Source organism: Brucella oryzae (assembly GCF_041929965.1).
Lineage (GTDB): Bacteria > Pseudomonadota > Alphaproteobacteria > Rhizobiales > Rhizobiaceae > Brucella > Brucella oryzae.
The window spans coordinates 44,861-70,886 of the sequence record NZ_JBHEEO010000013.1 but is presented as its reverse complement, the minus strand read 5'-3'; the positions used below and the strand labels follow the sequence as shown (position 1 = coordinate 70,886).

Below are 26,026 nucleotides of genomic sequence, written 5' to 3'. Positions count from 1 at the left end.
AGCCGTGAAAGGGTGACTATTTCATGGCTTTGGGTCTATTTGCGCAGGAATAACCGAGTCGGATGAGAAAAAGCACCCCTGAAGGCAAGGACGCGCCGCACAATTCCATGCGGAACGCTGAGACGACCGGCGGGCTGGAAGCCCTGATTGCGCGCGCCCATGCCGATGCGCAAAGCGGGCCGGCGACGAAAGAGCGGGGAATTCCCCCGGTCGAACGCTGGAATCCGGATTTTTGCGGCGATCTCGACATGGAAATCAAGGCGGATGGAACATGGTTCTACATGGGTACGCCCATTGGCCGCAAACAGCTTGTGCGGCTGTTTTCCACCGTGCTGCGCAAGGATGAGGACGGAAGAACCTATCTCGTCACGCCGGTTGAAAAAGTCGGCATCCGTGTGGAGGATGCCCCTTTCATCGCGGTGGAAATGGAAGTTTCCGGTGAAGGCGAGGCGCAGGTGCTGACGTTCCGCACCAATGTCGGTGATGTGGTGGAGGCTGGCGCGCAGCATTCCTTGCGTTTTGCGGTGGAGCCCGCAAGCGGCGGACTGAAACCCTATATTCTCGTGCGCGGGCGGCTTGAGGCCCTGATCGCCCGTTCCGTCATGTATGATCTGGTGGCGCTGGGCGAGGACATCGAAATCGGCGGCGTGCCGACATTCGCCATTCGCTCAAACGGCATGGTCTTTCCGATCATGGCGTCCGATGCGCTGGAGGCTGCACTTCAATGAATGCATTCCCCGCCTTTTCAGCCGGTGATTTTGCCGAGCGGGTTCGGCAATGGCGCCCCGACCATGATGCGGTAACGGGCGATCATTCGCTTAATCCCGATATTACGCAATTAATGACGATAGCTAAGATGCGCGACGCCGCCGTTCTTGTGCCGGTGGTGGATCGCGGATCGGAAGCCACGCTGCTCCTGACGCAGCGCACCGATACGTTGCGCAAGCATTCCGGCCAGATCGCTTTTCCGGGCGGCGCAATCGACCCGGAGGATGGCACGGCGGAGCGGGCAGCGCTTCGCGAGGCCAATGAGGAGATCGGGCTTGCAGCCGATCGGGCTGAGATCATCGGCAATCTGCCGCGCTATCTCACCGGGAGCGGTTTTTCGATCACGCCCATTCTGGCGGTGGTGAAAACGCCGTTCGACGTGCATCCCAACCCGGATGAAGTCGCCGATATTTTCGAGGTGCCGCTTTCCTTCCTGATGAACCCGGAGAACCATCGCCGCGAAAGCAGGCTGTTCAACGGCAAGGAACGCTTTTATTACGCCATGCCCTATCACGAGCGATTCATCTGGGGGGCAACCGCCGGTATCATTCGCGGACTTTATGAAAGGCTCTACGTTTGAGCGAGACCATGAATATTTCCGGCAAGGCGGACTGGCTGAAATCAAAGCCGTTGCAGGCCCTGTTCAAGGCGCTGAACCGCGACGGCGGCGAGGCGCGCGTGGTCGGCGGTGCGGTGCGCAACACCCTGCTTGGCAGCAGCGTCAGCGATGTCGATCTGGCGACGACGCATCTGCCGCAGGATACGGTGAGGCTGGCGAATGAGGCCGGTTTCAAGCCGGTGCCGACCGGCATCGATCATGGCACGATCACAGTCGTCGTGCAGGGACATCCGTTCGAGGTCACGACGCTGCGGCAGGATATCGAAACCAATGGCCGTCACGCGAAAGTCGCCTTCGGAACCGACTGGAAAGCCGATGCCGAACGGCGCGACTTCACCATCAATGCGCTTTATGTGACGGCTGATGGCGCGGTTATCGATGATGTCGGCGGGCTTGCCGATATTGAAAGCCGGACGCTGCGCTTCATCGGTGATGCGGAACAGCGCATTCGCGAGGATTACCTGCGCATCCTGCGCTTCTTCCGCTTTTTCGCCTGGTACGGTTCGGGACGGCCCGAGGCTGACGGCTTGCGCGCCAGCGCGCGGTTGAAGGACGGTCTTTCACAGCTTTCCGCCGAACGGGTCTGGTCGGAACTGAAGAAACTCCTGTCCGCTCCCGACCCGTCGCGCGCGCTTTTGTGGATGCGGCAGGCCGGTGTCTTGAACCTCATTCTGCCTGAAAGCGAGAAATGGGGCATTGACGCCATTCACGGGCTGGTGCGGACTGAGGCCGATCTCGGCTGGCAGGCCGATCCGCTGTTGCGGCTTGAAAGCATCATTCCGCCCGATGCCACGCGGATGGAAGAAATGGGCAAGCGGTTGAAAATGTCGAATGCGGAAAGGGCGCGCATCGAAGCCTGGGCGCGCGCCGATGCGATCAAGCCGGAGCTTTCAGAACCGGCACTGAAGAAGACGATCTATCGCGGCAGCAAGCAGGCTGTGCTTGATCGTATTCGCCTGGCTTATGCGGCGGCGAGAGCTGACGCTGCGGGCAGCGACGATGCGATGATCCGCGCCGGTGGTTTCGCGCGTCTTCTGGATGCCGCCGAACATTATGATGCTCCTGTTTTCCCCGTCACGGGCAGCGATCTTCTCGCTTTGGGTATTCAGAAGGGGCCGGGGCTTGGTGAAACACTGCGTTCTCTGGAAACTTTCTGGATAGACTCCGGTTTTAACCTTGACCGTGCCGCGCTTCTGGACAAACTTGATCGTGATAAATTGAACAGCTGACGGCTTGCCTGCAAATTTCAGCCGTAGTGTCATTGCTTTGTAGCTGAGAAGTTTTGAGCGCGCGTTTTGAAAGAGCATAAGATGTCCAATCCCGATACATCGATACAAGACAAGACATCGACCGATCCGAAGCAGAAGTTCGGCACCGAAGGCATTGCCGCGATGGACCGGCCAAGCCGGATTACCCGTTTCTTCATGGGGATCGTGTCCTGGGCCGAAGGTCTCAACCTGAAATATGCCAAGCTCGGCAATCCGCCTGTCTATGACAATGCGATCTTCCCCTGGTCTGCCGAGATCGAGAAGGAATGGCCCGCCATCCGCAAGGAGCTGGAAAAGGTTCTTCTGCGCCAGAGCGAGCTGCCTTCCTTTCAGGATATTTCAACCGATGTGAAGACAATCTCGACCGACAATCGCTGGAAGACGTTCTTTCTGCTCGGTTTCGGCGTGAAGTCGGAGCAGAACATCAAAGCCTGCCCGGAAACCTGGCGTATCGTCAACAAGATTCCCGGCCTGACGACGGCGATGTTCTCCATCTTCGAGCCGGGCAAGCATCTGCCGCCGCATCGCGGGCCTTATAATGGCGTGCTGCGCCTGCATCTTGGCCTCATCGTGCCGGAACCGAACGACCAGTTGGCCATTCGCGTGGACAAACAGGTCTGTCACTGGCACGAGGGCAAGGTGCTGATTTTCGACGATGCCTATGAGCATGAGGCGTGGAACCACACCGACAAGACGCGCGTGGTTCTTTTCGTGGATTTCGTGAAGCCGCTGAAATTCCCGGCCCGGCTGGTCAACTGGTGCCTGATGAATCTCGCTATCTTCACACCCTTCATCAAGGAGGGGCTCGACAACCACAATGAGTGGGAAAAGAAATTCTACGCGGAAGCGGAAAAGCTGCGCAACCAGCCGAAGAGCTGAACGGTTTGACACCGGGATTCCGTGCTTGTAAATGAGCAGGAGGGTTATCGCCCTCCTGTTTTTGACCTCTGGAAGAGGAATTGTTGATGCTGGAGATTGTAGGAAGCCTTTGAGCGTTCCGGACGAAACTGTGAATGACGGGTGCTGAAAGCGCCTGACATGCAGGTCCAGGAGCGGAAACGGCATTGGCCGTGGATGGTTCACCATCCGCGAAGGTCGGTGCTTGTCATGGTTTCCATCCAGGCATAACAAAATGAATATCTCACGCATGGAACAGCGCGTATTGCACGTGCTGGCGCAGGGCGGTTACATCCGCCATCTGCGCGAAGATGGGCGTATCTGCGAAATAGAATGCTTTACCCGTGAAGGCTATCTGCTTTCCGATTGCACGATGGCAGTTTTCCAGCAATTGCGCCGCAAGCGGCTGATTGAATCCCGAATGGGCAGTCCTTATCGCATCTCGTTCAAAGGGCGCGAAAATGTTCGCGCTCAGCTCAACAATCGCTGATGGAGGACGTCATGCATATTCGCAATGAAACGTCTGAAGACGCCGCTGAAATCCGTCGCCTGACGGATGAGGCATTCCGCACCGTGGCTTATAGCAATCAGAAGGAAGGCGAAATCGTCGATGCGCTTCGCGCTGCAAAGGCACTCACCCTGTCGCTGGTTGCGGAAGAGGACGGCCAGATTCTCGGCCATGTCGCCTTTTCCCTCGTCCTGATCGGTGGCGAGGATAAGGGTTGGTATGGGCTCGGTCCCGTCTCGGTGCTGCCTAAACGGCAAGGCGAGGGGATCGGCAGCAATCTGATCCGCGAGGGCCTTGCGCAATTGCGCAGCCTCGGGGCAAAGGGCTGCGTCCTGCTGGGCGATCCCGGCTATTACGGGCGTTTCGGCTTCAAGGCCGATGCGCGGCTGAAACTGCCGGGTGTGCCCCCGGAATATTTTCAGTGTCTGGCCTTCGGGCCGGACACGCCGGAAGGCGACGTCGCCTATCATTCCGCATTCGCTATATGATTGAAAGGGCCGGGAAACCGGCCCTTTTTCAATGATTTACGGCCACTTCACCACGGGCGGCATGGAAGACAGGATGGAGTTCACATTACCGCCGGTCTTGAGGCCGAAGATCGTGCCGCGATCATAAAGCAGGTTGAATTCGACATAGCGGCCACGGCGGATCAGCTGTTCGGTGCGGTCCGCGTCGGTCCAGTCCTTGTTGAAGTTCTGGCGCACCAGATGCGGGTAGACGACCGAGAAACCGCGCCCCACATCGCGCGTATAGGCAAAATCCGCATCCCAGCCGCCTTTGTCATCCGGCGAGTGCAGCCAGTCATAAAAGATGCCGCCGGTGCCGCGCGGCTCATTGCGGTGTGGCAGGAAGAAATATTCGTCGCACCAGTCCTTCACGCGCTGGTAGTCGACAATATCCTTGTGCTTTTCGCAGATGAAACGGAAAGCCTTGTGGAAGGCAAGCGTGTCCGGGTCGTCCTGCGTGCGACGCCGGTCGAGCACCGGCGTCAGGTCTGCACCGCCGCCGAACCACTGGCGCGTGGTCACGACCATGCGCGTGTTCATATGGACGGCGGGCACATTCGGGTTTTGCGGATGGGCGATGAGCGAAATGCCGCTGGCCCAGTAGCGCGGATCTTCTTCGGCGCCGGGAATCTGCTTGCGGAATTCCGGCGAGAACTCGCCATAGACCGTCGAGACATGCACGCCGACTTTTTCGAAGACACGGCCATGCATGATCGACATGACGCCGCCACCGCCGCGCCCGTCGTCCTTCTGCCAGGGGGTGCGAACGAAACGTCCGGGCTCACGATCCGAAAGCGGGCCTTGCAACTCATCTTCAAGCTGTTCGTAGCTTGCGCAGATACGGTCGCGCAGTTCCTCGAACCAGCGCTGTGCCGCCTGCTTCTTCTCTTCGATGTCTGCTGGAATGATTGCTGGAATTTCGTCGCGTTGCATTGTCTGTTTCCTTCCGGCACGGTCTGCCGGATCCCTCGGCGGCATCAGGCAGCCAAGGGCAAATGGATGAACTATTGTTTCTTGGCTTATCAAAGTCCGCGACCGGCGCAAAGCACGAAGCGCGCGATTGCCGGGCAGTATAGCCCCTCTCCCCAAGAAAAGACTCGTCTTTGTAACGGCGTTCCCCTATTTTTCTCTACTCAGGTTGGAGGCAAACGCATGGCAGCAGCACGGCCCCGTCCGCCGCTCGAAGGCTTGCGCAAGCAGCTGCAAAAGAGTCGCGCCCAGAAAGGCCTGAAACAAAGCCGGATGCCGCGTGACGGTTTCGTTCGCGAGACATTCACCTTGCCGCGACTGGCGGCACGCGAAAAAGCGCGTGAATGGTTCGAGACATTTCCCAAAGCCGCCTACTGGACCGAGATCGAGAGCTGGTGCGAGCGCCCGGACGATGTGATCGAATTCACTATGCGCCGGTTGGCGACCGCAGATTGAGCAACGGCTTAACCGCGGCTGTCAAAGCCTTGAAATGCGATTCAGATTAGCAATCCAAAAAGGCGCCCTGTGAGGCGCCTTCTGTGTTTGAATCGTTATTCCATTACAGGCTTATTGCGCCGCCGTCTGCGGAGCCTTTTCCCACGCTTTCCAGTTCTGGATGATGCTGTCGGCATAAGCCTTGCCAACACGATAGGCGTTGGTCGTCGCAAGCGGGAAACCGCCGGAATTTGCGGCAAGCGATTGAGCCGCCGTCTGGTCCTTGCCCTGACGGTCGAAATTCGACGCGGTGCGCAGCAATGCGATGCGGTCGAAATCGAGCTTGCCAGCCTCGGCCGCGCGCTTCAGCGCGGTCAGCGTGGCATTGTCCTCCATCTGCGAGGTGCAGTAGTCTGCCTTGCCATCGGTGAGAAGCTTCACCCATTCGGTCATGGCTTCGCCGATTTTCGCGCCGTGCCAATAGGTATCGCCCGAAGCCGTATCGCAGATCGTGACCTTGGGCGCGCCGGTCGCGGCTTCTTGCGTGTAGTGCTTGCGATATTCCTTCGCAGCGTCGCTATCGAGAAGTTCGACGTCCTTGGTCGTTGCCAAAGCGTAGTCGGCCAGCTTGCCGTTCAGTTCGAAAACTTCCGTACCTGCGGCCCATTTCGGCTTTTCGCCGGGCTTGGAAGCGCCAAGGCCGAAGAAATCCGTGGGCCAGCCTTCCGGCGCTTCGCGAATATCGATGCGATGGTTCAGATTGGCATCGACGGCATATTTCGCCCAATGTGCCGATCCGAGCGTGCCATGCTTCGGGTCGACGCCGGCAATGCCTGCGATCAGGAAATAAGTGTGGCTGAGGTCGAGCTTGTCGCTCAGCGCCATAGCCGCCGTCGCGCTTGCGGCATTGGCGAAGCCCATGGCCGTCGTCATGTGGCAAAGCCCTTCTGCGGTGCAGTCGATCTCCGGATATTCCGGATTGAGGCCCGGCAGCTTGATCTTCTGCGTGAATTTTTCGCCCTCCAGCCACGGTTTGGCTTCTTCGCCGAACATGGTGATGACCATCACCTTCGGCTTAATGGTTTCGGCTTCCTTGGCAAAAGCCGGGGCGCTGGCCAGCAAGGCTGTGGCGGAAGCAGCGAGAGCGAGTGTGCGAACAGACAGTTTCATGGACGAAGCGGGCCTTTCAGACCGGATGGGGGATGAGGCACTTCGCGAATCCGGTCATTTCGCGAGGCTTTTCCTTTGGCGCAGAGCTTCGCCTGCCGTCATTGCGACGGAAACCGCAAGATTTAGCGATCTCGTGCCGGGCACCATCGGGATCAGAAGCCGCGCATCGGCGGAATCATGAACATTGTCGGGAACGCCCGACGACTCACGCCCGAAGAGCAGAATGTCATTTTCCTGAAACTGATAATCCGTATAGGGGATCGCCGCCCTGGTGGACAGGAGAACGATGCGGCGCCCGGCCTGCTCGCGCCAGTCTTCAAAGTGTCGCCAATCCGCATGGCGAGTGAGGGCGGCCTGTTCCAGATAGTCCATTCCGGCACGCTTCAGGGAGCGGTCGGAAACATCGAATCCGGCGGGCTCGATCAGGTCGACCGCGAAGCCGAGGCAGGCGGCCATACGCAGGATCGTGCCGGTATTGCCGGGAATGTCGGGCTGGTAAAGTGCGACGCGCAGTTCCATATGATGCGGGTAGCTTACAAATCCGGTGGCTGCAAGCGTTCAGAGTGATTGCGCGTCTCACGTCAACACATCAGTTGGTGAGGATAGCGCATGCAAGAAAAATTATTCTCGCATCACGAAAATATTCCTGTTTTGTTCCTGTTCCGTCTTGGAAAATTTGCAAGGTGCCCGTAAAAGGATCGCCATGTTCAGATGGTTTGAAAAACGACTCGAAGCCTATCCCGAAGAACCGCCGCGCGAGCCCCCGCGCGGACTGGTCGCCTTTTGCCTTTATTATACCCGCGGCGCATGGCCGTGGATCATCGGCATGGCGATTTTCACGACGCTGATCGCCGTGATCGAAGTGTCGCTTTTTGCTTTCATGGGCAATATTGTCGACTGGCTGTCGCACCAGTCGCGCGAGACGTTCCTCAGCAATGAAGGCTGGCGGCTTGCGCTGATCGCGGGTGTCGTCCTGGTCGGCCTACCGGGCGTGGTGCTGATCCATTCGCTGCTCATCCACCAGACATTGCTCGGCAATTATCCGATGCGCGTGCGCTGGCTGATGCACCGTTACCTGATCCGCCAGTCGATGGCGTTCTTTCAGGACGAGTTTGCCGGGCGCATCTCGACCAAGCTGATGCAGACCGCTCTTGCCGTTCGTGAAACGGTGATGAAGCTTCTGGACGTGCTCAACTATGTCATCGTCTATTTCGCGGGCACGCTGTTCATCGCGGCATCGGCGGATCTGGTGCTGATGATCCCGTTCGCCGTCTGGCTCGCCGTCTACATCCTGTTGCTGCGGTTCTTCATTCCGCGTCTGCGCGTGATCTCGGAGCAGCAGGCCGATGCGCGCTCCTTGATGACCGGGCGTATCGTCGACAGCTATACCAATATCGCGACGGTCAAGCTTTTCTCGCATTCCAGCCGCGAGGAATCCTATGTTCGCGAAAGCCTCGACGGCTTCCTCGGCACCGTGTACGGGCAGATGCGTCTGGTGACGATGTTCCATTTCACCCTCTATCTGACAAACTGCATCCTGCTGTTCGCGGTGGGCGCGATCGGCATCCAGCTCTGGATGAACGAAGCGATCTCCGTGGGTGCCGTTGCCGTCGGCATCGGCCTCGTGCTGCGCCTCAACGGCATGTCGCAATGGATCATGTGGGAAATGTCGGCCCTGTTCGAGAATATCGGCACGGTGGAAGATGGAATCACCACGATTGCGCGCTCGCATGAGGTCGTGGACGCTCCCGGTGCGCCAGCCTTGCAGGTGACGAGGGGCGAGCTCGACTTCGACAGGATCGGCTTCCATTACGGCAAGGGCAAAGGGGTTATCGAAAATCTCACGCTCACCATCAAGCCGGGCCAGAAGGTGGGATTGGTCGGACGCTCCGGTGCCGGTAAGTCCACGCTGGTCAATCTTCTGTTGCGCTTCTACGATCTGGAGAAGGGCCGCATCCTGATCGATGGGCAGGATATTTCCAGGGTCACGCAGGATACGCTTCGTGCCAATATCGGCATGGTCACACAGGATACGTCGCTGCTGCACCGTTCTGTTCGCGAGAACATCATGTATGGGCGACCGGACGCGACAGAAGAAATGTTGCAGCAGGCGATCCGTCTGGCGCAGGCCGACCAGTTCATTCCGCTGCTGACCGACCCGAAGGGACGGCAGGGGCTGGATGCGCATGTCGGGGAACGCGGCGTCAAGCTTTCCGGCGGGCAACGCCAGCGCATAGCAATTGCGCGTGTGATGCTGAAGGATGCGCCGATCCTCATTCTGGACGAGGCAACATCGGCGCTCGATTCAGAGGTCGAGGCCGCCATTCAGGACAGCCTCAATACCTTGATGGAAGGCAAGACCGTGATCGCCATCGCGCACCGCCTTTCCACCATCGCAGCACTTGATCGTCTCGTGGTGATGGACAAGGGGCGTATCGTCGAAGATGGCACGCATGAGGAACTTGTGGCGCTCGGCGGCATTTATGCAAATCTATGGGCCCGTCAGTCCGGCGGCTTCCTCGGTTTCGATGACAGTTCCGAGGATGCTCTGGTAAAATAGGGATAGAAGTCATTGATGAAAGCGGTTTACAGCCTGTTCGAACGTTGGGTCGATCCCTTTCGTGAACCGGACAGGCTGAGACCGCCTTCCACCACGCTCGGCTTTCTGTGGCATTATGCGCGGCAGGCCAAATGGCCGCTTGCTGTTTCGCTTGCCGTTGGCGGATTGCTGCCGCTGGTCGAGGCGGGGCTGTTCTATTTCACCGGCAGGCTGGTCGATATTCTCGATCAGGCGGGAAAGGGCGGCGCCGAACGCAGCTGGTCGGCACTTTTGCAAGCAGCGGGACCAGAACTTCTGTTCATGGGCATAACCGTCCTTGTCATCCGCCTTGTCGTGACGGCGATCAACACGCTGCTGGAAGAGCAGGTGATGGGCCCCAATTTCTATAACCTGATCCGGTGGCAGGCCAATTCATATGTGCTGCAGCAATCCTACGGGTTTTTCCAGAATGATTTTGCAGGGCGCATAGCGACAAAAGTCTGGCAGGCCGGGCAGGCGGCGGGCGATTTCATCCAGAGCCTGATCCAGGTGGTCTGGTTCATGCTGATATACAGCATCAGCACATTGTTCCTCATAGGGCGGCTGGATTGGACGCTCGCGGCGGTCGTGCTGGCATGGATTGCTGTTTTCGTGTTGATTGCACGTCATTATCTTCCGCAAATCCGCCGTCAGGCCGAGGCTTCCGCCGAGGCGGGGTCGCTGATAAACGGGCGGCTGGTCGACAGCTATTCCAATATCCAGACGATCAAGCTGAACACCGTCAATGATGATGTTCAGTATTTGCGCGAAGGTTTCAAAGGATACATTGCCGCGCTTCTCCCGTTCATGCGGTCGCTCACCGGCGTCCGCGTTTCGCTCACGGCGCTCTCCGGACTGATGATCGTGACGGTTGCGGCGATTGCCATCGATCTGTGGACCCGCAATGCCATCACCGTCGGGCAGGTGTCGTTCACGCTTGGCCTTGTGCTGCGCCTCAACATGCTGCTTGGCCGTCTCATGATGCAATTGAACGGTATGCTGCGCCAGCTCGGGCTGATCGAGAATTCCATGCGGCTGGTTTCCGCGCCGCTGGGGCTGGAGGATCGGCCCGATGCCAAACCACTCAAGGTGACGGAAGCGCGTATCGAGGTTCGCAATGTCACCTTTCATTACGGCAAGGCGGCGGGCGTTCTCGACAATATCAACCTGACCGTGCGCGGCGGTGAAAGGGTTGGCCTTGTCGGCCATTCGGGCGCGGGCAAGTCCACCCTCGTCAATCTCATCCTGCGGCTCTACGATGTTGAGAAAGGCTCTATCCTCATTGACGGGCAGGATATTCGCGATGTCACCCAGACATCGCTGCGCCGGGCCGTTGCGGTCGTCAGTCAGGAAACAGCCTTGTTGCACAGGTCGCTGCGCGAGAACATCATGCTGGCGCGCGATGATGCGACCGATGAGGAATTGATGCAGGCCGCACGTCAGGCCGAGGCCGATGAATTCATTGCCCGGCTGGAGGATTTTCAGGGACGGCGCTCCTTCGATGCCTTTGTGGGCGAGCGCGGCGTCAAGCTTTCGGGCGGGCAGCGCCAGCGCATCGCCATTGCGCGCGCCATTTTGAAGGATGCCCCCATCCTCATTCTCGATGAGGCGACATCCGCACTCGATTCGGAGGTGGAAGCTTCCATTCAGGAGAATCTGAAACGTCTCATGGATGGCAAGACTGTGATTGCGATCGCTCACCGTCTTTCCACCATTGCTGCGCTCGATCGGCTGGTGGTGATGGATCAGGGGCGCATCGTGGAGGAGGGCACGCATGACGAACTTATTGCGCAGGGTGGTATCTATGCGGGACTTTGGGCTCGTCAGTCCGGCGGTTTCATCGGGCGGAACGATGAAAGTTGAGAGCTTTCCATTGTCTGCGGTCTATTACCAATCTGCTGTGCATTTGTTAAATTGCGCAAGCAAATCTGCCTGCGACATCGTGCCGTCATAAGGGCTTGGTGTCTGGACAAGCGATTTTTACACGCATAAACCGGATAGTGAAATGGAGGGAATTTCGTCCTGTGAGCACTTGCAGGACTACTTTTGCGCAAGTGCAAAAGAGGACGAGGGGAGAGTTCAATTGAACATGCAGGTTGAAAAGGAATTGGCACGTGAGCGCACACGACACGGCTGAGCCGACACGGCGTGATTTTTTGTATATTGCGACGGGAATGGCCGGTGTCGTCGGAGCAGGCGGACTGGCATGGCCGTTTATCGACCAGATGCGTCCGGACGCTTCGACACTCGCGGCTGCGTCCATCGAAGTTGATGTTTCCTCCCTCACGGAAGGTGCATCATTAACTGTTAAATGGCGTGGTAAGCCGGTTTTCATTCGTAACCGCTCCGCCAAGGAAGTCGAAGATGCCAAGACAACCGCTCTTGGTGATCTCAAGGATCAGAACGCACGTAACGCCAACCTCGCTGCGGACGCGCAGGCGACCGATCTCGCCCGCTCGGCAGGCGAAGGCAAGGAAAACTGGCTGGTGATGATCGGTGTGTGTACCCATCTGGGTTGCGTGCCGCTCGGTGAATCCGGTTCTTTCGGCGGCTGGTTCTGCCCATGCCATGGCTCGACCTATGACACTGCCGGTCGTATCCGCAGCGGTCCGGCGCCGGAGAACATGCACATTCCGCAATATGCGTTCGCTTCCGATACGGTCATCAGGATCGGCTAACAGGTCTTGGGGAGAGCAGACATGAGTGGTGGACACTCCACATACACGCCGAAGACCGGCATCGAAAAATGGGTGGACGAACGGCTTCCCTTGCCGCGTCTCGTCTATGATTCTTTCGTGGCTTATCCGACGCCGCGTAACCTGAACTACATGTACACCTTTGGTGGCATTCTGAGCTTCATGCTCATCTCGCAGATTCTGACCGGCGTTGTGTTGGCCATGCATTATGCTGCGGATACGGGCATTGCGTTCAATTCCGTCGAGAAGATCATGCGCGACGTCAACTCCGGTTGGCTGCTGCGCTACATGCACTCCAACGGTGCATCCTTCTTCTTCATCGCCGTTTATCTCCATATTGCCCGCGGCCTTTACTATGGTTCCTACAAGGCGCCGCGCGAGCTTTTGTGGATTCTGGGCGTGGTGATCTTCCTTCTCATGATGGCGACTGCCTTCATGGGCTATGTGCTGCCATGGGGCCAGATGTCCTTCTGGGGCGCGACCGTTATCACCGGCTTCTTCACGGCTTTCCCGATCATTGGCGAGCCGATTCAGCAGCTCCTGCTGGGCGGCTTTGCGGTCGACAATCCAACGCTCAACCGCTTCTTCTCGCTGCACTATCTGCTGCCGTTCATGATTGCAGGTGTCGTCATCCTGCACGTCTGGGCGCTGCATGTGACGGGCCAGACCAATCCGACCGGCATTGAAGTCAAGTCCAAGACCGATACGCTGCCGTTCACGCCTTATGCGACCATCAAGGACGCTTTCGGCGCGCTCGTCTTCTTCGTGTTCTTCGCTTACTTCGTCTTCTACATGCCGAACTTCCTCGGCCATCCGGATAACTATATCCCGGCCGATTCCCTGAAGACGCCTGCTCACATCGTTCCGGAATGGTACTTCCTGCCGTTCTACGCGATGCTGCGCGCCATCACCTTCAACATCGGCCCGATCGACTCGAAGCTCGGCGGCGTTCTGACCATGTTCGGTTCGATCGCGATCCTCTTCGTCGTGCCGTGGCTCGATACGTCGAAAGTTCGTTCGGCTGTCTATCGTCCGTGGTTCAAGCTGTTCTTCTGGCTGTTCGTGATCAATGCCATCTTCCTTGGATGGCTGGGTTCGCGTCCCGCAGAAGGCTCCTACGTCTTCATGGCGCAGCTGGGTACCCTCTACTACTTTGCTTTCTTCATCGTTATCATGCCGGTCATCGGCCTGATTGAAACGCCGAAGCGTTTGCCGAACTCGATCACCGAGGCGGTTCTGGAGAAGAGCGGCAAGGCTGAGATTACCCCCGTGGAAATCCCTGTTGAAACTCGGGGCTGAACCAGCGAGAGAGATGAAGGACGTAACAATGAAAAACATCCTCAAGAATTTCGCTGCCTTCGGTATTGCTCCGCTGGTTGCGCTTGGTATCGCCTTCGCCAGTACGATGGGTGGTGCCTCGGCTGAGGAAGGCGGCAATGCCGCGGAGCCGGAACATTTTCCGATCCACCATCCCAAGCAGGAAAAGTGGAGCTTTGCCGGTCCGTTCGGAACCTATGACAAGGGACAGCTTCAGCGCGGCCTGAAGGTCTACAAGGAAGTCTGTTCGGCTTGTCACTCGATGAACCTGGTGGCCTTCCGCACGCTGGAAGGTCTCGGTTACTCACCGGAGCAGGTCAAGGCGTTTGCTGCCGAATATGAAGTGGAAGACGGACCGAATGCGGATGGCGAAATGTTCACCCGCAAGGCGATCCCGACGGATCATTTTCCGTCGCCATTTCCGAACGCAGCCGCAGCTGCAGCCGCGAACAATGGTGCAGCGCCTCCGGACTTCTCGCTGATCGCGAAGGCTCGTGGTGTTGAACGCGGCTTTCCGACCTTCATCTTCGACATATTCACGCAATATGCCGAAGCGGGTCCGGACTATATCCATGCCCTGCTGACGGGCTATGATGAACAGCCGCCAGCAGGTATGCAGATTGCCGAAGGTACGCATTACAATCCGTACTTCATTTCGGCAAAGGCGCTCGCTATGGCAAAGCCGCTGAGCGACGACCAGGTCACCTATGACGATGGCTCGCCGCAGACGGTCGATCAGTATGCGCGCGACGTTTCGGCTTTCCTGATGTGGGCTGCAGAGCCGCATCTGGAAGATCGCAAGCGGACCGGTTTCCGGGTTATCATATTCCTGATCCTTTTTGCTGGTCTGGTTTATGTCGCCAAGCGTTCGATCTGGTCGGATGTCAAGCACTGACAATGGATCAACCTGAATTAAAAGATGGGCGCTGCGAGCGCCCATCTTTTTGTTCTGTAGCTGGAAGGTCGGCTGCGCCACAAATAAGCCATGAAAATGACGGTGCGTCGCCGCAATGTTCTTGGCGGAAATGGGCGGTTTCTTTTGCAATTTGCTCGTTTGAGGGTGTAAAGGAGCTTGGCCCCAACTTTGCCTTGATTAATTTGACCGGCCCGTAGGCCGCCTGAAAGGATGGAAAATGGAATCCGGATTTAAAGCCAGCTTGAAGGATGCGATCCGCACCATTCCGGACTATCCGAAGCCGGGCGTCCAGTTCCGTGACGTGACCACGCTGATGGGCGATGCACAGGCATTTCGCCGCTCCGTCGATGAACTGGTCTATCCTTATGCAGGCAACAAGGTCGACAAGGTCGCCGGTATCGAAGCGCGCGGCTTCATTCTCGGCGGCGCTATAGCGCACCAGCTTTCGGCAGGTTTCGTCCCGATCCGCAAGAAGGGCAAGCTGCCGCGCGATACAGTGCGGATTGCCTACAGCCTTGAATATGGCATCGATGAAATGGAAATGCATCGCGACGCCATCCAGAAGGGCGAGCGCATCATTCTGGTGGATGACCTGATCGCCACCGGCGGAACGGCGGAAGCTGCGGCGAAGCTGCTGCTTCAAATGGGCGCGGATATCGTTGCGGCCTGCTTCATCATCGACCTGCCGGACCTCGGCGGCCGCAAGAAGCTTGAAGCGCTTGGTGTGCCGGTTCGCACACTCGTTGCCTTCGAAGGCGACTGAGATTAGAGCGTTTCCGGTTTAAATGGAATCGTCGGAACCGCTCTATCTATTTGTTTTCACGCATTATCCGACGCAAAACCGCTACGCAGTTTTGCTGGAAATGCTCCAGGAAAAAGCCCGGATCGCTCCGGGCTTTGTTGTTTCAGGCCGCTGTTTTCGACGGCAGCTTCACCATCGCGGCATTGTCGAAGGACAGCACCTCTTCGCCGTTCTGGTTATGGGCGCTTGTCGTCATGGTCAGCATCGACCAGCCGGGTCGGGAAGCGAGCGGCCTGATGGCATGGACAATGCGCCTGTAGGTAATGGTATCTCCGGCATAAACGGGCTTCGGCCATTTCAGGTTCTCGAAACCGGGCGAGGGGCCGAATGTCGGCGGTGTCTCGCCGCGCTTCAAAGCTTCCTTTGTCGCCTTGACGATGGAAGCGACATTGAGTTTCATGAACACCGCCGTTGTGTGCCAGCCGGAGGCGCAAAGCCCGCCAAAGACGCTTTCCTTTGCCGCTTCGGCATCCAGATGGAACGGCTGCGGATCGTATTTTCTGGCGAAATCGATGATTTCCTCAGGCGTAAACGTATAGCTGCCGATGACGAGGTTCTGTCCGAGATTTTCTTGCAGGAAACTCATGACGCCTCTCCCGCTGTCGCATTGTAATCGCGGCGCAGCATCATGCATGGATGCTGCATTTCGCATACGGTTTCGCCGCGCTGATTGAACAGCTCGTGGTGGAACGTTACCAGCCCGATTGCCGGGCGCGATCTGGAAATGCGCTTGTCCTTGATGGTCGTCACGCCATTCAGCGTATCGCCTGCAAGCACGGGACGTTTCCAGCGTGTGAACTCGACGCCGGGACCGCCTTGCGAGGTGGAGTTGGTGAGATAGGCGTCACAGACCATGCGCATGATGAGGGAGGCAGTCTGCCAGCCTGATGCGGCCAGCCCGCCGAGAACGCTCGCCTTGCCTGCTTCCTCATCGAGGTGGAACGGTTGCGGATCGAACGCGCTGGCGAATTCGATGATTTCTTCCTTGTTGATCGTACGAGGACCGAAGGGAAGGGCCATTCCCGGTTCCATATCCTCATAAGCATATTTCGGCAGAGGCTTGCTCACCCTTGATCTCCTCCCTGTAGGCATAAAGAAAAGGCCGCCGGTTTTCGGCGGCCTGATCGTATCAGGTATTGAAGCGGAACAGCATCACATCGCCGTCATGGACGATGTATTCCTTGCCTTCGTCCCTTGCCTTGCCGGCTTCCTTCGCTCCGACTTCGCCATTGTATTTGACATAGTCTTCATAGGCGATGGTCTGGGCGCGGATGAAGCCGCGCTCGAAATCGGTGTGGATCACACCGGCAGCGCCCGGAGCCTTGGTGCCGCGCCGGATGGTCCAGGCGCGGGTTTCCTTCGGCCCAGCGGTGAAATAGGTGATGAGGTCGAGCAGCTTGTAACCGGCGCGGATCAGGCGGTCGAGGCCCGGCTCCTCAAGATCCATGCTTTCCAGATATTCCTTGGCTTCCTCATCGGGAAGCTGCGCAACTTCGGCTTCGATAGCCGCCGAAATGATGACCGTCTGCGCGCCTTGTTCCCCAGCCATCTTGTCAACGGCGGCACTGTACTCGTTGCCCTTGGCGGCATCGCTTTCGGCGACGTTGCAGACATAAAGCACCGGCTTGGAGGTCAGAAGATTGAGGCCCTTCAGGATCAGAAGGTCTTCCGGCGAAATGTCCTTCAGCATCAGGCGGACCGGCTGGCCGTTCTGGAGCAGTTCAAGCGCTGCTTCCATCACCGGCAGAATGGTGAGGGCTTCCTTGTCCTTGCCTGTCGCGCGCTTGCGGATCTGCACGATGCGGCGCTCAATGCTTTCGAGGTCCGACAGCATCAGTTCGGTTTCAACCGTCTGCGCGTCCGATACGGGATCGATGCGGCCTTCGACATGGGTGATGTCGTCATCTTCAAAGCAGCGCAGCACATGCACGATGGCGTCGACTTCGCGGATATTGGCGAGGAACTGGTTGCCGAGACCTTCGCCCTTCGATGCACCGCGCACGAGACCGGCAATATCAACAAAGTTGATACGGGTCGGGATGATTTCCTTCGAACCGGCAATCCGGGCAATGTCGCTCTGACGCGGATCGGGAACCGCCACTTCGCCGGTGTTCGGCTCGATGGTGCAGAACGGATAGTTTGCGGCCTGTGCAGCAGCCGTTTTGGTCAGCGCGTTGAAAAGCGTCGACTTGCCAACATTTGGCAGACCGACAATGCCGCATTTGAAACCCATGATCGTACCTATCAGACTAGAATTCTATTGTTGTGGCTATGCGTCATAGGACCGTGAAGCGTCAAGAGGCGCGGGGAATCTTAGTCCTTTTTGCCAAGCAGCTTTTTCAGCATTTCAGCCATCGGGCCGCTTTCTGGAATGGCCGGTTTCTTCTGGTTCTGCCGCGCCTGGCGAATATGGCTCTGCGCCTTTGGCGGGGCTTTTTCCAGTTGCGCGGGATCGGCCTTGAAGCCGCTTGGCCGCTGATTGCCGTCGCCCATGGCGAGCGCGACGCGGTTCATGAAACTGTTGTCCTCGCCCTTGGCGAGCATGGCGACATTGTCGGCTACAGCGCCCAGAAGCGTGTCCAGCCATTCATTGTCGGCCTTGGCGAAATCACCGAGGACATAATTGTGCACGAGTTCCTTCGCGCCCGGATGGCCGATGCCAAGCCGCATGCGGCGATAATTCTGGCCGCCGGGGAAGGACTGCACATGCGCGTCGATGGATTTGATGCCGTTATGGCCGCCGGAGCCGCCGCCAGTCTTGATACGCAGCTTGCCCGGAACGAGGTCGAGTTCGTCATAAATGACGACGAGGTCGGCAGGCGTCAGCTTGTAGAAGCGCATGGCCTCGCCGACAGACTGGCCCGAAAGGTTCATGAAGGTCTGCGGCTTGATCAGCAGCACTTTCTCGCCGTCGATCACGCCATCGGCGATCTCTGCCTGAAACTTTTTCTGCCAGTTGGAAAAGCGATGGCGGCGGAATATTTCATCCGCCGCCATGAAACCGATATTGTGCCGATTATGCGCATATTTGGGGCCCGGATTGCCAAGACCTGCGATGAGCAGCATGGTTCAGAGCCCCTTCTGTAGCGCTTCCCGAAAAGTAGGAACCGGTTTTCGGATAAGAAGCGCGTTTGCGCTCCTATGCGGAAAGCGATTACTCGCCGTCCTTGGCTTCTTCTTCTGCAGCGCCTTCAGCAGCAGCTTCGTCCGACTTCAGGCCGGCAGGAGCAGCAATGGTGGCGATGGTGAAGTCGCGATCCTGGATGGCAGGCGTTACGCCCTTCGGCAGCTTGATTGCCGAAATGTGGACGGAGTCGCCGATTTCGAGGCCGGTCAGGTCGAATTCGAGTGCTTCCGGAATTGCATTGGCCGGAACGATCAGTTCAACGTCGTGGCGAACGATGTTGAGAACGCCGCCGCGCTTGATGCCCGGAGCTGCTTCTTCGTTCTTGAAGTGAACCGGAACATTCACGTGGACGACCGACTTCGCGGAAACGCGCAGGAAGTCGACATGCTGCGGGAAGTCGCGGACCGGATCCAGCTGGTAGTCCTTCGGGAGGACCTGAATCTTCTTGCCGTCTACTTCGATCGTGGCAACCGTGGTCTTAAAACCACCGCCATGGATCTTGTAGAAAATCTCCTTGTAGGAGACGGCGATTGCGAGGGGTTCCTGCTTGTCGCCATAGATGACTGCAGGAATCTGGCCGTTGCGACGCAGTTCGCGGGAGGACCCCTTACCAACCCGGGTACGCAGATCGGCCTTGAGCACGTAAGATTCGCTCATGGCATTTCCTTTCAATGTTACTGGAGTGTCGCTTGTTTTCCGCGCATGATCTTGTCCGAAAACCGGTTTCCACTTTTCGGGATCATGCTTCAACAAACGACATGAAACAGCCCGTATCGTCTGTCACAGGGTGAAAGACCGGACCGCTCCATTCCGCGTTGCCTCCAAGGGTGTCTACGCGGATGGCGGTGGCTATAGACCATAGCGTGCGGCGGCGCAAGTTTTTTGGATTTGCCTTCGCGCGGAGACTGACAGGCCATGGTTGAAAAAATGATCCGGACGGCCTATATTCGGATCGGTAGCTGAAGCGCGAACTCCAGCTACCGTATTCTTAGATAAAGATCTGTACCCGCACTGCGGCTTGCCAGTTGGTGCGGGTTTTCTTTATTCTAACACTACAATTGCATTCTTCGTGATGCCGGGCTGCAAAGAGCAATTTATCTGCGTTCCGGTGCTCATGTACCCAAAAGTACATTGCGCTCCGGTACTCGAAAATCACCATTTTCGCGCACACATGCCGCTTTTTGAAACAGGCTCCCATCCTCCCCGACGCGCCCGCTGGCTGGACGCTTGCTGCTTTTGCCCCCTGAAAAGATTGCTATCAAAACTTTTGGTTGAAATCTACTGCCCGGCATCTGTGGGCATTTGTCTTAACGGGTGGCAATGACAGCCGCAAAAGTGTTAAGCGAATGCCTGATCGACTGGCGGTGAGGCCGCGCGAGTCGTCTGTTCCTGCAATGTTGAAACAAGGAGGCGAGATGCAGGTCGGTATCGACATGGGTTCCGTCACTGGTAGCGGTTCTGCCTCGGCAGCGGCGCTTGGCGGTGGCAAGCAGGCCATGCTTGATCTTGAAGAGCTTCTCGCCACGCGCCTGCTCGTGCAGGGCAATTCCGGTTCCGGCAAGTCGCATCTTTTGCGCCGCCTGCTGGAACAGAGCGCGCAATGGGTGCAGCAGTGCATCGTCGACCCGGAAGGGGACTTTGTCACGCTGGCCGATCTTTACGGCCATGTCGTTGTTGACGCCGCTCGTACCGAAGCCGAACTGACCCGCATTGCCGGACGTATCCGCCAGCATCGCGTTTCAGTCGTGCTCAATCTGGAAGGGCTGGACGTCGAGCAGCAGATGCGCTCGGCTGCGGCTTTTCTTGGCGGTCTTTTCGATGCGGAGCGCGACTACTGGTATCCGATGTTGGTGGTTGTGGATGAGGCGCAGCTTTTTGCGCCCGCTGCCGCAGGCGAAGTGTCGGACGAAGCGCGCAAGCTTTCGCTGGGCGCTATGACCAATCTCATGTGCCGCGGACGAAAGCGCGGGCTGGCTGGTGTCATCGCCACGCAGCGACTGGCGAAGCTCGCCAAGAACGTTGCTGCCGAAGCCTCCAATTTCCTGATGGGGCGTACCTTTCTCGATATCGATATGGCGCGCGCCGCCGATCTTCTCGGCATGGAGCGCCGCCAGGCTGAAATGTTCCGCGATTTGCAGCGCGGACATTTTGTGGCGCTTGGCCCTGCATTGTCGCGCCGTCCCTTGCCGATCAAGATCGGCAAGGTGGAAACTTCGGCACGGTCCTCTTCGCCGAAACTGATGCCGCTTCCCGATGCGCCGGAAGATGCGCGCGATCTGATTTTCACGCCTGCACCGGAAGAGATACGCACCGTGGCGCGCCGCGTGCCGCCTCCACCGCCGCCGCCATCGACGGCGGAAATTCTGGCCCAGGTGGCCAAGCCCAAGCCCGAGGCAGAACCAGTCGAAGCGCCGCTTTTCCCCGGCATTGTGGAAGCCGAACGCGAGGAGCTTCTGGAAAAGGTGATGCGCGAGATCGTGGACGATCCGGAAGCTTCGTTCCGGTCTGTGGCCGTTCTCTATCAGGATTTTCTGGTGCGCTGCCGCATTCACCGCGTTCCGGGCGAGCCGCTGGCGCTGCCCGCCTTTCGGCGCAGGCTGGCGGTGGCGCAAGCCAGTATCGAAAGTGATGTCGCCAACGGCGAGACATGGCAGCAGGCGCTGTCGCTTTCGGAAAGCCTCACCGACGATGTTCAGGGCGTGTTCCTGATCGTGGCGCAGGCGGCTGTCACCGGCGCGCCTTGCCCTTCCGATGCGGCGCTGGCGCGCGCCTATGGCACGCATTCGTTCAGCCGGGCCCGGCGTCTGCTGACCTATTTCGAGGAGCGCGGGCTTCTGGTTGTGCGCAACGATTTCAAGGGAATGCGCATCGTCAATTTCCCCGATCTCGCCTGTGAGACCGCGCCGGGCGATCCGAATGCTCCGGATGATCTGGCGGAAGAGGGGGCTGCGGCTGAGTAGACTGTGAAGACCGTCATGAACCTGTAATGATTATCGCCGACAGCTTGCGGTGGAATCAATCAGGACAGTCACGTGACAGAGCCAGCAGAACAGCCCGGTTTCAAAGAATTATTCACGACATTCGGCAAGATCGGGCTTCTATCCTTCGGCGGTCCTGCGGCGCAGATCGCCATGCTGCAACGCGTGCTGGTGGATGAGAAGAAATGGATGGATCAGGAGAGGCTGATCCATGCGCTCAATTTCTGCATGTTGCTGCCGGGACCGGAAGCCATGCAGCTTGCGACCTATTCCGGTTGGGCGGTGAAAGGCTGGCGCGGCGGCCTGCTGGCGGGGCTGTTGTTCGTGCTGCCGGGCGCTGTCGTCATGCTTGCTTTGTCGGCGCTGTATATCGCCTTTGGGCATGTCGATATCGTTGCCGGACTGTTGTTCGGGCTCAAGGCGGCGGTGCTGGCCGTGGTTTTCGAAGCGCTCTACCGCATGGCCAAACGGACGTTGGCCTCGGGTTTTTCATATGCGGTGGCGATCGCGGCATTCATTGCGATAGCCTTCCTGAAACTGCCGTTTCCGCTCGTCGTTCTGCTCGCGGCTGTTGCAGGTGGACTACGACATGTCGTTCAGGGGAAGAGTGCAGCAACCGTTTTGGGGGATGCGACGCCCGGCGCATTGCGCGAGTTCATGCAGCAGACGCTCATCTGGGGCGGGTTGTGGCTTTTGCCTTTGCTCGGGCTCTTTTTCGCTTTTGGCGGCGCGCATGTTTTCGCGCAGGAAGCGGCTTTCTTCTCGAAGTTGGCTGCGGTGACCTTTGGTGGCGCTTATGCAGCGCTTTCCTATACGGCGCAGCAGGCGGTCGAGCATTTCGGCTGGATGAAGCCGGGCGAAATGCTGACCGGGCTTGGTCTGGCGGAAACCACGCCGGGACCGCTGATCCTCGTGCTGGTCTTCGTCGGCTTCGTGGGAGCTGCGAACCTGTCGGGCCTGCCGCCGCTTATGGGCGGCTTTTTCGGCGGGTTGATCGCGCTGTGGTTTACCTTCGTGCCCTGCTTTCTCTGGATATTGGCGGGCGCGCCTTTCGTGGAGCGGCTGCGTCATGTGCGTTGGCTGTCGGCCATGATGGGCGGGATCACCGCTGCGGTTGTCGGCGTGATCGCCAATCTGGCGCTGTGGTTCTCGCTGCACGTCCTGTTTTCGCAGGTGGTGGAGCAGGCTGTCGGCCCCGTCACATTGCCGCTTCCAGTCTGGAGCACAATAGACAATGCCGCCGTCCTGATCGCAGGCGCGGCGGCATTGTTGCTTGTCGTCTTCAAAATGAACATGCCGCTCGTGCTGTTGCTGGCGGCATGTCTCGGAATTGTAATCCGGCTGGTGTTTTAGTCGAACAGGCTCGAAACGGATTCTTCCGCCGCCGTGCGGGCGATGGCTTCGCCGATCAGGTCCGAGATCGACAGCACGCGGATATTCGGTGCATCGTTGATGGCGGTGGTCGGCTGGATGGAATCGGTGATGACCAGTTCCTTCAGCTTCGATGAGGCAATACGGGCGACCGCGCCGCCGGACAGAACGCCGTGCGTGATATAGGCGGTAACGCTGTTCGCGCCCTTGGCCAGCAGGGCCTCGGCTGCGTTGCAGAGCGTGCCGCCGGAATCGACGATATCGTCGAACAGCAGGCAATCTTTGCCGGCCACTTCACCGATGACGTTCATGACTTCCGATTCACCCGGACGTTCGCGGCGCTTGTCGACGATGGCAAGCTGCGCATCGATACGCTTGGCCAATGAGCGGGCGCGCACCACGCCGCCAACGTCAGGCGAAACGACCATGCAATTGCCGGTGGCGTAATTGGCCTTCACATCGCGGGCGATGACCGGAACGGCATAGAGGTTGTCGGTGGGGATATCGAAGAAGCCCTGGATCTGACCGGCATGAAGATCAAGCGTCAGAACGCGGCTTGCGCCGGCTTCGGTGATGAGGTTGGCGACGAGCTTTGCCGAGATCGGCGTGCGCGGGCCGGGCTTGCGGTCCTGACGGGCATAGCCGAAATAGGGCAGGACGGCGGTGATGCGACGGGCCGAGGAGCGGCGGAAGGCGTCGATCATGATGAGCAGTTCCATCAGGTGATCATTTGCCGGGTAGGAAGTCGATTGCAGAACGAATACGTCTTCGCCGCGCACGTTTTCCTGAATCTCTACGAAAATTTCCTGATCGGCGAAGCGACGGACGCTGGCCTTGCCGAGTGGAATGTTGAGATATTGAGCAACGGATTCGGCAAGAACCCGGTTGGAGTTGCCTGCGAAAAGTTTCATTCTTTTGCCTCTGACGCCGATGCGGTCGCGGTTTGCAGTTTGGTTCTGTCGCAACAGTCCGCCGGAACGGACGTAATCTCTTAAAAACTTTAAGCTGCGTACTTTTTGACGGAATTAAGTACTGCAGCTTGCAAGGTTTTCTTTCGGATGTGGGGCCTATTGCAAAGAGTCATCGCCATTGCAAGGCCCTCGGGAACACAATTGCAGTAAAAAGCCCGGTTTTCCGGCTTTCCCACAGTAGGCAAACATGATTCAGCAAAAGATTTCAGTCTTTTGCTGCCAAAGCAAGTTTCTATGCGCGATTTGCCGCAAGCCAGGTCGAATATTCCTGCATGGTGCGGTCGGCGATTGCCTGCATGGCGGAAGCCGGAACGACGCTCCATGAGTCTGCAGCGGCGCCCTGAACCTTTTCCTGTCCCTGTATGCGGTGGAGACGGTTGCCGGAAGCATCCAGAACGTCCCAGACATAAAGCACGGTCGTCTGGTTATCTTCCGAAAGAACAGAGAAATAGCCCTTCATGACATAGGCAGCACTGGGGTCGTTATTGCCTGCAAGCTCAATGCCCTTCGTCTTGGCGTCGTCATTCATGCGGTGGGTGAGAGGTGTCACCACATTGACCGGTGCACCGACAATCGGGGCAATATGCAGTTTGCCCGGCTTGAGCGCCGCACTGCGCTGCGGTGCCGCTGGCGTGGTCGTTGCAGGCGGGGTTGTTCCCGCAGGCTGCACGGGAGCGGCGCCCGTCGCCGGGGTGCCCGGTGTCGTCGCAGGTGCAACGGTTTGCCCAGAACTCTGCCCGGAACTCTGCCCAGAACTCTGATTGCTACCTTGTACATTCAGAGCGGATTCGGTGCTGTTGCAGGCGGCGAGCAGGCTCGTAAGCGCTCCGGCCAGCAGCAACATCGTTGAAAGACGTGCCTTGTTCATGTTCGGCTTCATGCTCCTGAAGGCGCAGATTCTCTGCGGTAGGGCATTTTCAGTTTGAAAAATCCTGTCAATCTTTCTCAATGTGCCGCTTTATCGCCGATTACGCCTCATTTGACAATCATATCAAGAGAATGGCGGGATAATGGCTCTGCCGCGCCATTCGTCGTGAGATATGTCTGCCCCAGCGTCATTGCGGTCTGCGTGTCGGAATCCGTGATAATCATATGCGCGAAAAGCGTCATATCCGGCTGGATGCTTTCCGGGTTTCCGGCATAAAACATCTGCGGGTCCATCCATGATGGCGTGAAGCGCGCGCCCACGGAATAACCGCAGGCATTGAGCCGGTGGCGGGTGAGGCCATGGGCTTCCATGGTCCGTGCATGTGCGTCGAAGACGTCGCCGAATGTCGAGGCGGGCGTCATCGCTGCTTCGACGGCTTCCAGTGCCTCGCGCGCGGCGGCATAGAGTTCCAGATGATGCGCGGTCGGTTTTCCGACGATCAGCGTGCGCATCATCGGCGCATGGTAGTGACGGAAGACGCCCGACCATTCGAGTGTGAGCTGGTCGTTCTTGTTGAGCTTGCGCCGACCGGATTTGTAGCGGCAGAGCAGGGCGTCGTCGCCCGAGCCGATGATATATTCGTTGGCGGGAAAATCGCCGTCGCCCGCGAAATTGGCGCTCATCATCGCAGCCAGAATATCGGCCTCGCTCGCGCCTGCCTTGGTGAGTTTCACAGCGGCGTCAAGCGCATCGTCGCTGAGTTCTGCGGCGCGCTTGGCATAGGCGATTTCCGCAGGGCTTTTGAGAAGGCGCAGCCGGTCCACCATGCCGGATGCATCGTAAAGCTTGGCGAAGCTTTGCAATTGTTCGTCGAGCTTGCGGGCATTGGCGCCGGTGAGGCCGTGCGTCTGATATTCGATCCCGATCCGCGTACCGAGAAGGTCGAGTTCCGTCAGGATATTGCGCAGATCGGAAGCCGGATTGGCATTGTCGCGGTCGGTCCACACGACGATGTTCTCGATGTTCGACGTATGGCGTGCCTGCCGCAGATCGGCGGATCGCGTCATCAGCACCATCGACCCGTCTGCCTTCACCACGAGGCACTGGAAGAAGCAGAATCCGAACGTGTCATAGCCGGTCAGCCAGTACATGCTTTCCTGCGCGAACAGCAGAAGCGCATCCAGCTTTTCCTCCTCCATCTTCAAGATCAGACGGTCGCGACGTGCGGCGAATTCTTCCGGCTCGAAGTGAAGGGCCATGCG

General features: G+C 58.2%; 26 protein-coding genes. 15 read left to right on the top strand and 11 right to left on the bottom strand.

All coding sequences use genetic code 11. The annotated features are described in order from the left end of the window. The first annotated feature begins 62 nt into the window (after positions 1 to 62). The 6 genes from JNC70_RS14665 (at position 63) to JNC70_RS14640 (ending at position 4,548) form a co-directional block, all read left to right on the top strand. Entirely contained in the window at positions 63 to 728 is a 666-nt protein-coding gene (locus JNC70_RS14665; protein WP_104756052.1) for a DUF1285 domain-containing protein, read from the top strand. Further along, positions 725 to 1,348, top strand: coding sequence for a CoA pyrophosphatase (locus JNC70_RS14660; protein ID WP_104756051.1), 624 nt, complete (start codon positions 725 to 727; stop codon positions 1,346 to 1,348). The genes JNC70_RS14665 and JNC70_RS14660 overlap by 4 nt, the downstream gene beginning before the upstream one ends. Then, positions 1,345 to 2,616 carry a CCA tRNA nucleotidyltransferase gene (locus JNC70_RS14655; RefSeq protein WP_167394066.1) on the top strand — a complete coding sequence of 424 codons (1,272 nt, stop codon included), beginning with the start codon at positions 1,345 to 1,347 and terminating at the stop codon, positions 2,614 to 2,616. The genes JNC70_RS14660 and JNC70_RS14655 overlap by 4 nt, the downstream gene beginning before the upstream one ends. Positions 2,617 to 2,697: 81 nt before the next feature. Beyond that, the gene (gene olsC / locus JNC70_RS14650; protein ID WP_104756049.1) at positions 2,698 to 3,534 is read left to right on the top strand and encodes an ornithine lipid ester-linked acyl 2-hydroxylase OlsC; all 837 of its coding nucleotides are present in this window, start codon (positions 2,698 to 2,700) and stop codon (positions 3,532 to 3,534) included. A gap of 253 nt (positions 3,535 to 3,787) precedes the next feature. Then, the gene (locus tag JNC70_RS14645) at positions 3,788 to 4,042 is read left to right on the top strand and encodes a YjhX family toxin (RefSeq protein ID WP_061346453.1); all 255 of its coding nucleotides are present in this window, start codon (positions 3,788 to 3,790) and stop codon (positions 4,040 to 4,042) included. 11 nt (positions 4,043 to 4,053) lie between these two features. Next, positions 4,054 to 4,548 carry a GNAT family N-acetyltransferase gene (locus tag JNC70_RS14640; protein WP_104756092.1) on the top strand — a complete coding sequence of 165 codons (495 nt, stop codon included), beginning with the start codon at positions 4,054 to 4,056 and terminating at the stop codon, positions 4,546 to 4,548. A 36-nt stretch (positions 4,549 to 4,584) separates the two neighbouring features. Here JNC70_RS14640 and hemF read toward each other — a convergent pair whose 3' ends face one another. Further along, positions 4,585 to 5,499: an oxygen-dependent coproporphyrinogen oxidase gene (gene hemF, locus JNC70_RS14635; RefSeq protein WP_104756048.1), complete on the bottom strand. Its 915-nt coding sequence runs from the start codon at positions 5,497 to 5,499 to the stop codon at positions 4,585 to 4,587. Positions 5,500 to 5,718: 219 nt separating this feature from the next. Here hemF and JNC70_RS14630 point away from each other — a divergent pair, with 219 nt between their 5' ends. Beyond that, complete coding sequence (locus tag JNC70_RS14630) at positions 5,719 to 5,991, top strand: hypothetical protein (protein ID WP_104756047.1); 273 nt, start codon at positions 5,719 to 5,721, stop codon at positions 5,989 to 5,991. Between the two features lie 111 nt (positions 5,992 to 6,102). Here JNC70_RS14630 and JNC70_RS14625 read toward each other — a convergent pair whose 3' ends face one another. Together JNC70_RS14625 and JNC70_RS14620 are read right to left on the bottom strand one after the other, a co-directional pair. Beyond that, positions 6,103 to 7,140 carry a purine-nucleoside phosphorylase gene (locus tag JNC70_RS14625; RefSeq protein WP_104756046.1) on the bottom strand — a complete coding sequence of 346 codons (1,038 nt, stop codon included), beginning with the start codon at positions 7,138 to 7,140 and terminating at the stop codon, positions 6,103 to 6,105. Between the two features lie 54 nt (positions 7,141 to 7,194). Then, positions 7,195 to 7,659, bottom strand: coding sequence for a tRNA (cytidine(34)-2'-O)-methyltransferase (locus JNC70_RS14620; protein WP_104756045.1), 465 nt, complete (start codon positions 7,657 to 7,659; stop codon positions 7,195 to 7,197). Positions 7,660 to 7,843: 184 nt separating this feature from the next. On the opposite strand from JNC70_RS14620, the gene JNC70_RS14615 reads away from it, so the two are divergent. From JNC70_RS14615 to JNC70_RS14590, 6 genes are all read left to right on the top strand, one after another. Further along, positions 7,844 to 9,700 carry an ABC transporter ATP-binding protein gene (locus JNC70_RS14615; protein WP_104756044.1) on the top strand — a complete coding sequence of 619 codons (1,857 nt, stop codon included), beginning with the start codon at positions 7,844 to 7,846 and terminating at the stop codon, positions 9,698 to 9,700. A gap of 15 nt (positions 9,701 to 9,715) precedes the next feature. Beyond that, positions 9,716 to 11,581 (top strand): ABC transporter ATP-binding protein, encoded by a 1,866-nt coding sequence (locus tag JNC70_RS14610; RefSeq protein WP_104756043.1) that lies wholly within the window; start codon positions 9,716 to 9,718, stop codon positions 11,579 to 11,581. A 251-nt stretch (positions 11,582 to 11,832) separates the two neighbouring features. Beyond that, entirely contained in the window at positions 11,833 to 12,396 is a 564-nt protein-coding gene (petA, locus tag JNC70_RS14605; RefSeq protein WP_104756042.1) for a ubiquinol-cytochrome c reductase iron-sulfur subunit, read from the top strand. Positions 12,397 to 12,417: 21 nt separating this feature from the next. Further along, entirely contained in the window at positions 12,418 to 13,713 is a 1,296-nt protein-coding gene (locus JNC70_RS14600; RefSeq protein ID WP_104756041.1) for a cytochrome b, read from the top strand. Positions 13,714 to 13,741: 28 nt separating this feature from the next. Then, a complete protein-coding gene (locus tag JNC70_RS14595) occupies positions 13,742 to 14,626 on the top strand; it encodes a cytochrome c1 (RefSeq protein WP_208623458.1) in 885 nt (294 codons plus the stop codon). A 238-nt stretch (positions 14,627 to 14,864) separates the two neighbouring features. After that, positions 14,865 to 15,410 carry an adenine phosphoribosyltransferase gene (locus tag JNC70_RS14590; protein WP_104756039.1) on the top strand — a complete coding sequence of 182 codons (546 nt, stop codon included), beginning with the start codon at positions 14,865 to 14,867 and terminating at the stop codon, positions 15,408 to 15,410. A gap of 142 nt (positions 15,411 to 15,552) precedes the next feature. Here JNC70_RS14590 and JNC70_RS14585 read toward each other — a convergent pair whose 3' ends face one another. The 5 genes from JNC70_RS14585 to JNC70_RS14565 all read right to left on the bottom strand — a co-directional run bounded on the left by JNC70_RS14585 (position 15,553) and on the right by JNC70_RS14565 (position 19,233). Beyond that, on the bottom strand, positions 15,553 to 16,035 hold the full coding sequence (locus JNC70_RS14585) for a MaoC family dehydratase (RefSeq protein ID WP_104756038.1): 483 nt from the start codon (positions 16,033 to 16,035) through the stop codon (positions 15,553 to 15,555). Next, positions 16,032 to 16,517, bottom strand: coding sequence for a MaoC family dehydratase (locus JNC70_RS14580; protein WP_104756037.1), 486 nt, complete (start codon positions 16,515 to 16,517; stop codon positions 16,032 to 16,034). Before JNC70_RS14580 ends, JNC70_RS14585 begins: the two co-directional genes overlap by 4 nt. Positions 16,518 to 16,578: 61 nt before the next feature. Continuing rightward, positions 16,579 to 17,682: a redox-regulated ATPase YchF gene (ychF, locus tag JNC70_RS14575; protein ID WP_104756036.1), complete on the bottom strand. Its 1,104-nt coding sequence runs from the start codon at positions 17,680 to 17,682 to the stop codon at positions 16,579 to 16,581. A gap of 80 nt (positions 17,683 to 17,762) precedes the next feature. Beyond that, positions 17,763 to 18,515, bottom strand: coding sequence for an aminoacyl-tRNA hydrolase (gene pth, locus JNC70_RS14570; RefSeq protein WP_104756035.1), 753 nt, complete (start codon positions 18,513 to 18,515; stop codon positions 17,763 to 17,765). 88 nt (positions 18,516 to 18,603) lie between these two features. Then, positions 18,604 to 19,233, bottom strand: a complete 630-nt coding sequence (locus tag JNC70_RS14565; RefSeq protein ID WP_104756034.1) for a 50S ribosomal protein L25/general stress protein Ctc — start codon at positions 19,231 to 19,233, stop codon at positions 18,604 to 18,606. Positions 19,234 to 19,991: 758 nt separating this feature from the next. Between JNC70_RS14565 and JNC70_RS14560 the strand changes: the two genes are divergently transcribed. Continuing rightward, positions 19,992 to 21,536 carry an ATP-binding protein gene (locus JNC70_RS14560; protein WP_104756033.1) on the top strand — a complete coding sequence of 515 codons (1,545 nt, stop codon included), beginning with the start codon at positions 19,992 to 19,994 and terminating at the stop codon, positions 21,534 to 21,536. A 72-nt stretch (positions 21,537 to 21,608) separates the two neighbouring features. After that, on the top strand, positions 21,609 to 22,907 hold the full coding sequence (gene chrA, locus JNC70_RS14555) for a chromate efflux transporter (RefSeq protein ID WP_104756032.1): 1,299 nt from the start codon (positions 21,609 to 21,611) through the stop codon (positions 22,905 to 22,907). Here the strand turns inward: chrA and JNC70_RS14550 are convergent. The 3 genes from JNC70_RS14550 to JNC70_RS14540 form a co-directional block, all read right to left on the bottom strand. Beyond that, entirely contained in the window at positions 22,904 to 23,836 is a 933-nt protein-coding gene (locus JNC70_RS14550) for a ribose-phosphate pyrophosphokinase (RefSeq protein WP_104756031.1), read from the bottom strand. The two genes, chrA and JNC70_RS14550, sit on opposite strands and share 4 nt — an antisense overlap. A gap of 292 nt (positions 23,837 to 24,128) precedes the next feature. Next, entirely contained in the window at positions 24,129 to 24,776 is a 648-nt protein-coding gene (locus JNC70_RS14545) for a hypothetical protein (RefSeq protein WP_104756030.1), read from the bottom strand. Positions 24,777 to 24,871: 95 nt separating this feature from the next. Then, a complete protein-coding gene (locus JNC70_RS14540; RefSeq protein WP_104756029.1) occupies positions 24,872 to 26,023 on the bottom strand; it encodes a M24 family metallopeptidase in 1,152 nt (383 codons plus the stop codon). Between the last annotated feature and the right edge of the window lie 3 nt (positions 26,024 to 26,026).

What these genes read in the sequence shown, in the direction of transcription:
- JNC70_RS14665 (WP_104756052.1), top strand. Translation starts at nt 63, where the DNA reads ATGAGAAAAAGCACCCCTGAAGGCAAGGACGCGCCGCACAATTCCATG.
- JNC70_RS14660 (WP_104756051.1), top strand. Translation starts at nt 725, where the DNA reads ATGAATGCATTCCCCGCCTTTTCAGCCGGTGATTTTGCCGAGCGGGTT.
- olsC (WP_104756049.1), top strand. Translation starts at nt 2,698, where the DNA reads ATGTCCAATCCCGATACATCGATACAAGACAAGACATCGACCGATCCG.
- JNC70_RS14645 (WP_061346453.1), top strand. Translation starts at nt 3,788, where the DNA reads ATGAATATCTCACGCATGGAACAGCGCGTATTGCACGTGCTGGCGCAG.
- JNC70_RS14640 (WP_104756092.1), top strand. Translation starts at nt 4,054, where the DNA reads ATGCATATTCGCAATGAAACGTCTGAAGACGCCGCTGAAATCCGTCGC.
- hemF (WP_104756048.1), bottom strand. Translation starts at nt 5,499, where the DNA reads ATGCAACGCGACGAAATTCCAGCAATCATTCCAGCAGACATCGAAGAG.
- JNC70_RS14630 (WP_104756047.1), top strand. Translation starts at nt 5,719, where the DNA reads ATGGCAGCAGCACGGCCCCGTCCGCCGCTCGAAGGCTTGCGCAAGCAG.
- JNC70_RS14625 (WP_104756046.1), bottom strand. Translation starts at nt 7,140, where the DNA reads ATGAAACTGTCTGTTCGCACACTCGCTCTCGCTGCTTCCGCCACAGCC.
- JNC70_RS14620 (WP_104756045.1), bottom strand. Translation starts at nt 7,659, where the DNA reads ATGGAACTGCGCGTCGCACTTTACCAGCCCGACATTCCCGGCAATACC.
- JNC70_RS14615 (WP_104756044.1), top strand. Translation starts at nt 7,844, where the DNA reads ATGTTCAGATGGTTTGAAAAACGACTCGAAGCCTATCCCGAAGAACCG.
- JNC70_RS14610 (WP_104756043.1), top strand. Translation starts at nt 9,716, where the DNA reads ATGAAAGCGGTTTACAGCCTGTTCGAACGTTGGGTCGATCCCTTTCGT.
- JNC70_RS14600 (WP_104756041.1), top strand. Translation starts at nt 12,418, where the DNA reads ATGAGTGGTGGACACTCCACATACACGCCGAAGACCGGCATCGAAAAA.
- JNC70_RS14595 (WP_208623458.1), top strand. Translation starts at nt 13,742, where the DNA reads ATGAAAAACATCCTCAAGAATTTCGCTGCCTTCGGTATTGCTCCGCTG.
- JNC70_RS14590 (WP_104756039.1), top strand. Translation starts at nt 14,865, where the DNA reads ATGGAATCCGGATTTAAAGCCAGCTTGAAGGATGCGATCCGCACCATT.
- JNC70_RS14585 (WP_104756038.1), bottom strand. Translation starts at nt 16,035, where the DNA reads ATGAGTTTCCTGCAAGAAAATCTCGGACAGAACCTCGTCATCGGCAGC.
- ychF (WP_104756036.1), bottom strand. Translation starts at nt 17,682, where the DNA reads ATGGGTTTCAAATGCGGCATTGTCGGTCTGCCAAATGTTGGCAAGTCG.
- pth (WP_104756035.1), bottom strand. Translation starts at nt 18,515, where the DNA reads ATGCTGCTCATCGCAGGTCTTGGCAATCCGGGCCCCAAATATGCGCAT.
- JNC70_RS14565 (WP_104756034.1), bottom strand. Translation starts at nt 19,233, where the DNA reads ATGAGCGAATCTTACGTGCTCAAGGCCGATCTGCGTACCCGGGTTGGT.
- JNC70_RS14560 (WP_104756033.1), top strand. Translation starts at nt 19,992, where the DNA reads ATGCAGGTCGGTATCGACATGGGTTCCGTCACTGGTAGCGGTTCTGCC.
- JNC70_RS14550 (WP_104756031.1), bottom strand. Translation starts at nt 23,836, where the DNA reads ATGAAACTTTTCGCAGGCAACTCCAACCGGGTTCTTGCCGAATCCGTT.
- JNC70_RS14545 (WP_104756030.1), bottom strand. Translation starts at nt 24,776, where the DNA reads ATGAAGCCGAACATGAACAAGGCACGTCTTTCAACGATGTTGCTGCTG.
- JNC70_RS14540 (WP_104756029.1), bottom strand. Translation starts at nt 26,023, where the DNA reads ATGGCCCTTCACTTCGAGCCGGAAGAATTCGCCGCACGTCGCGACCGT.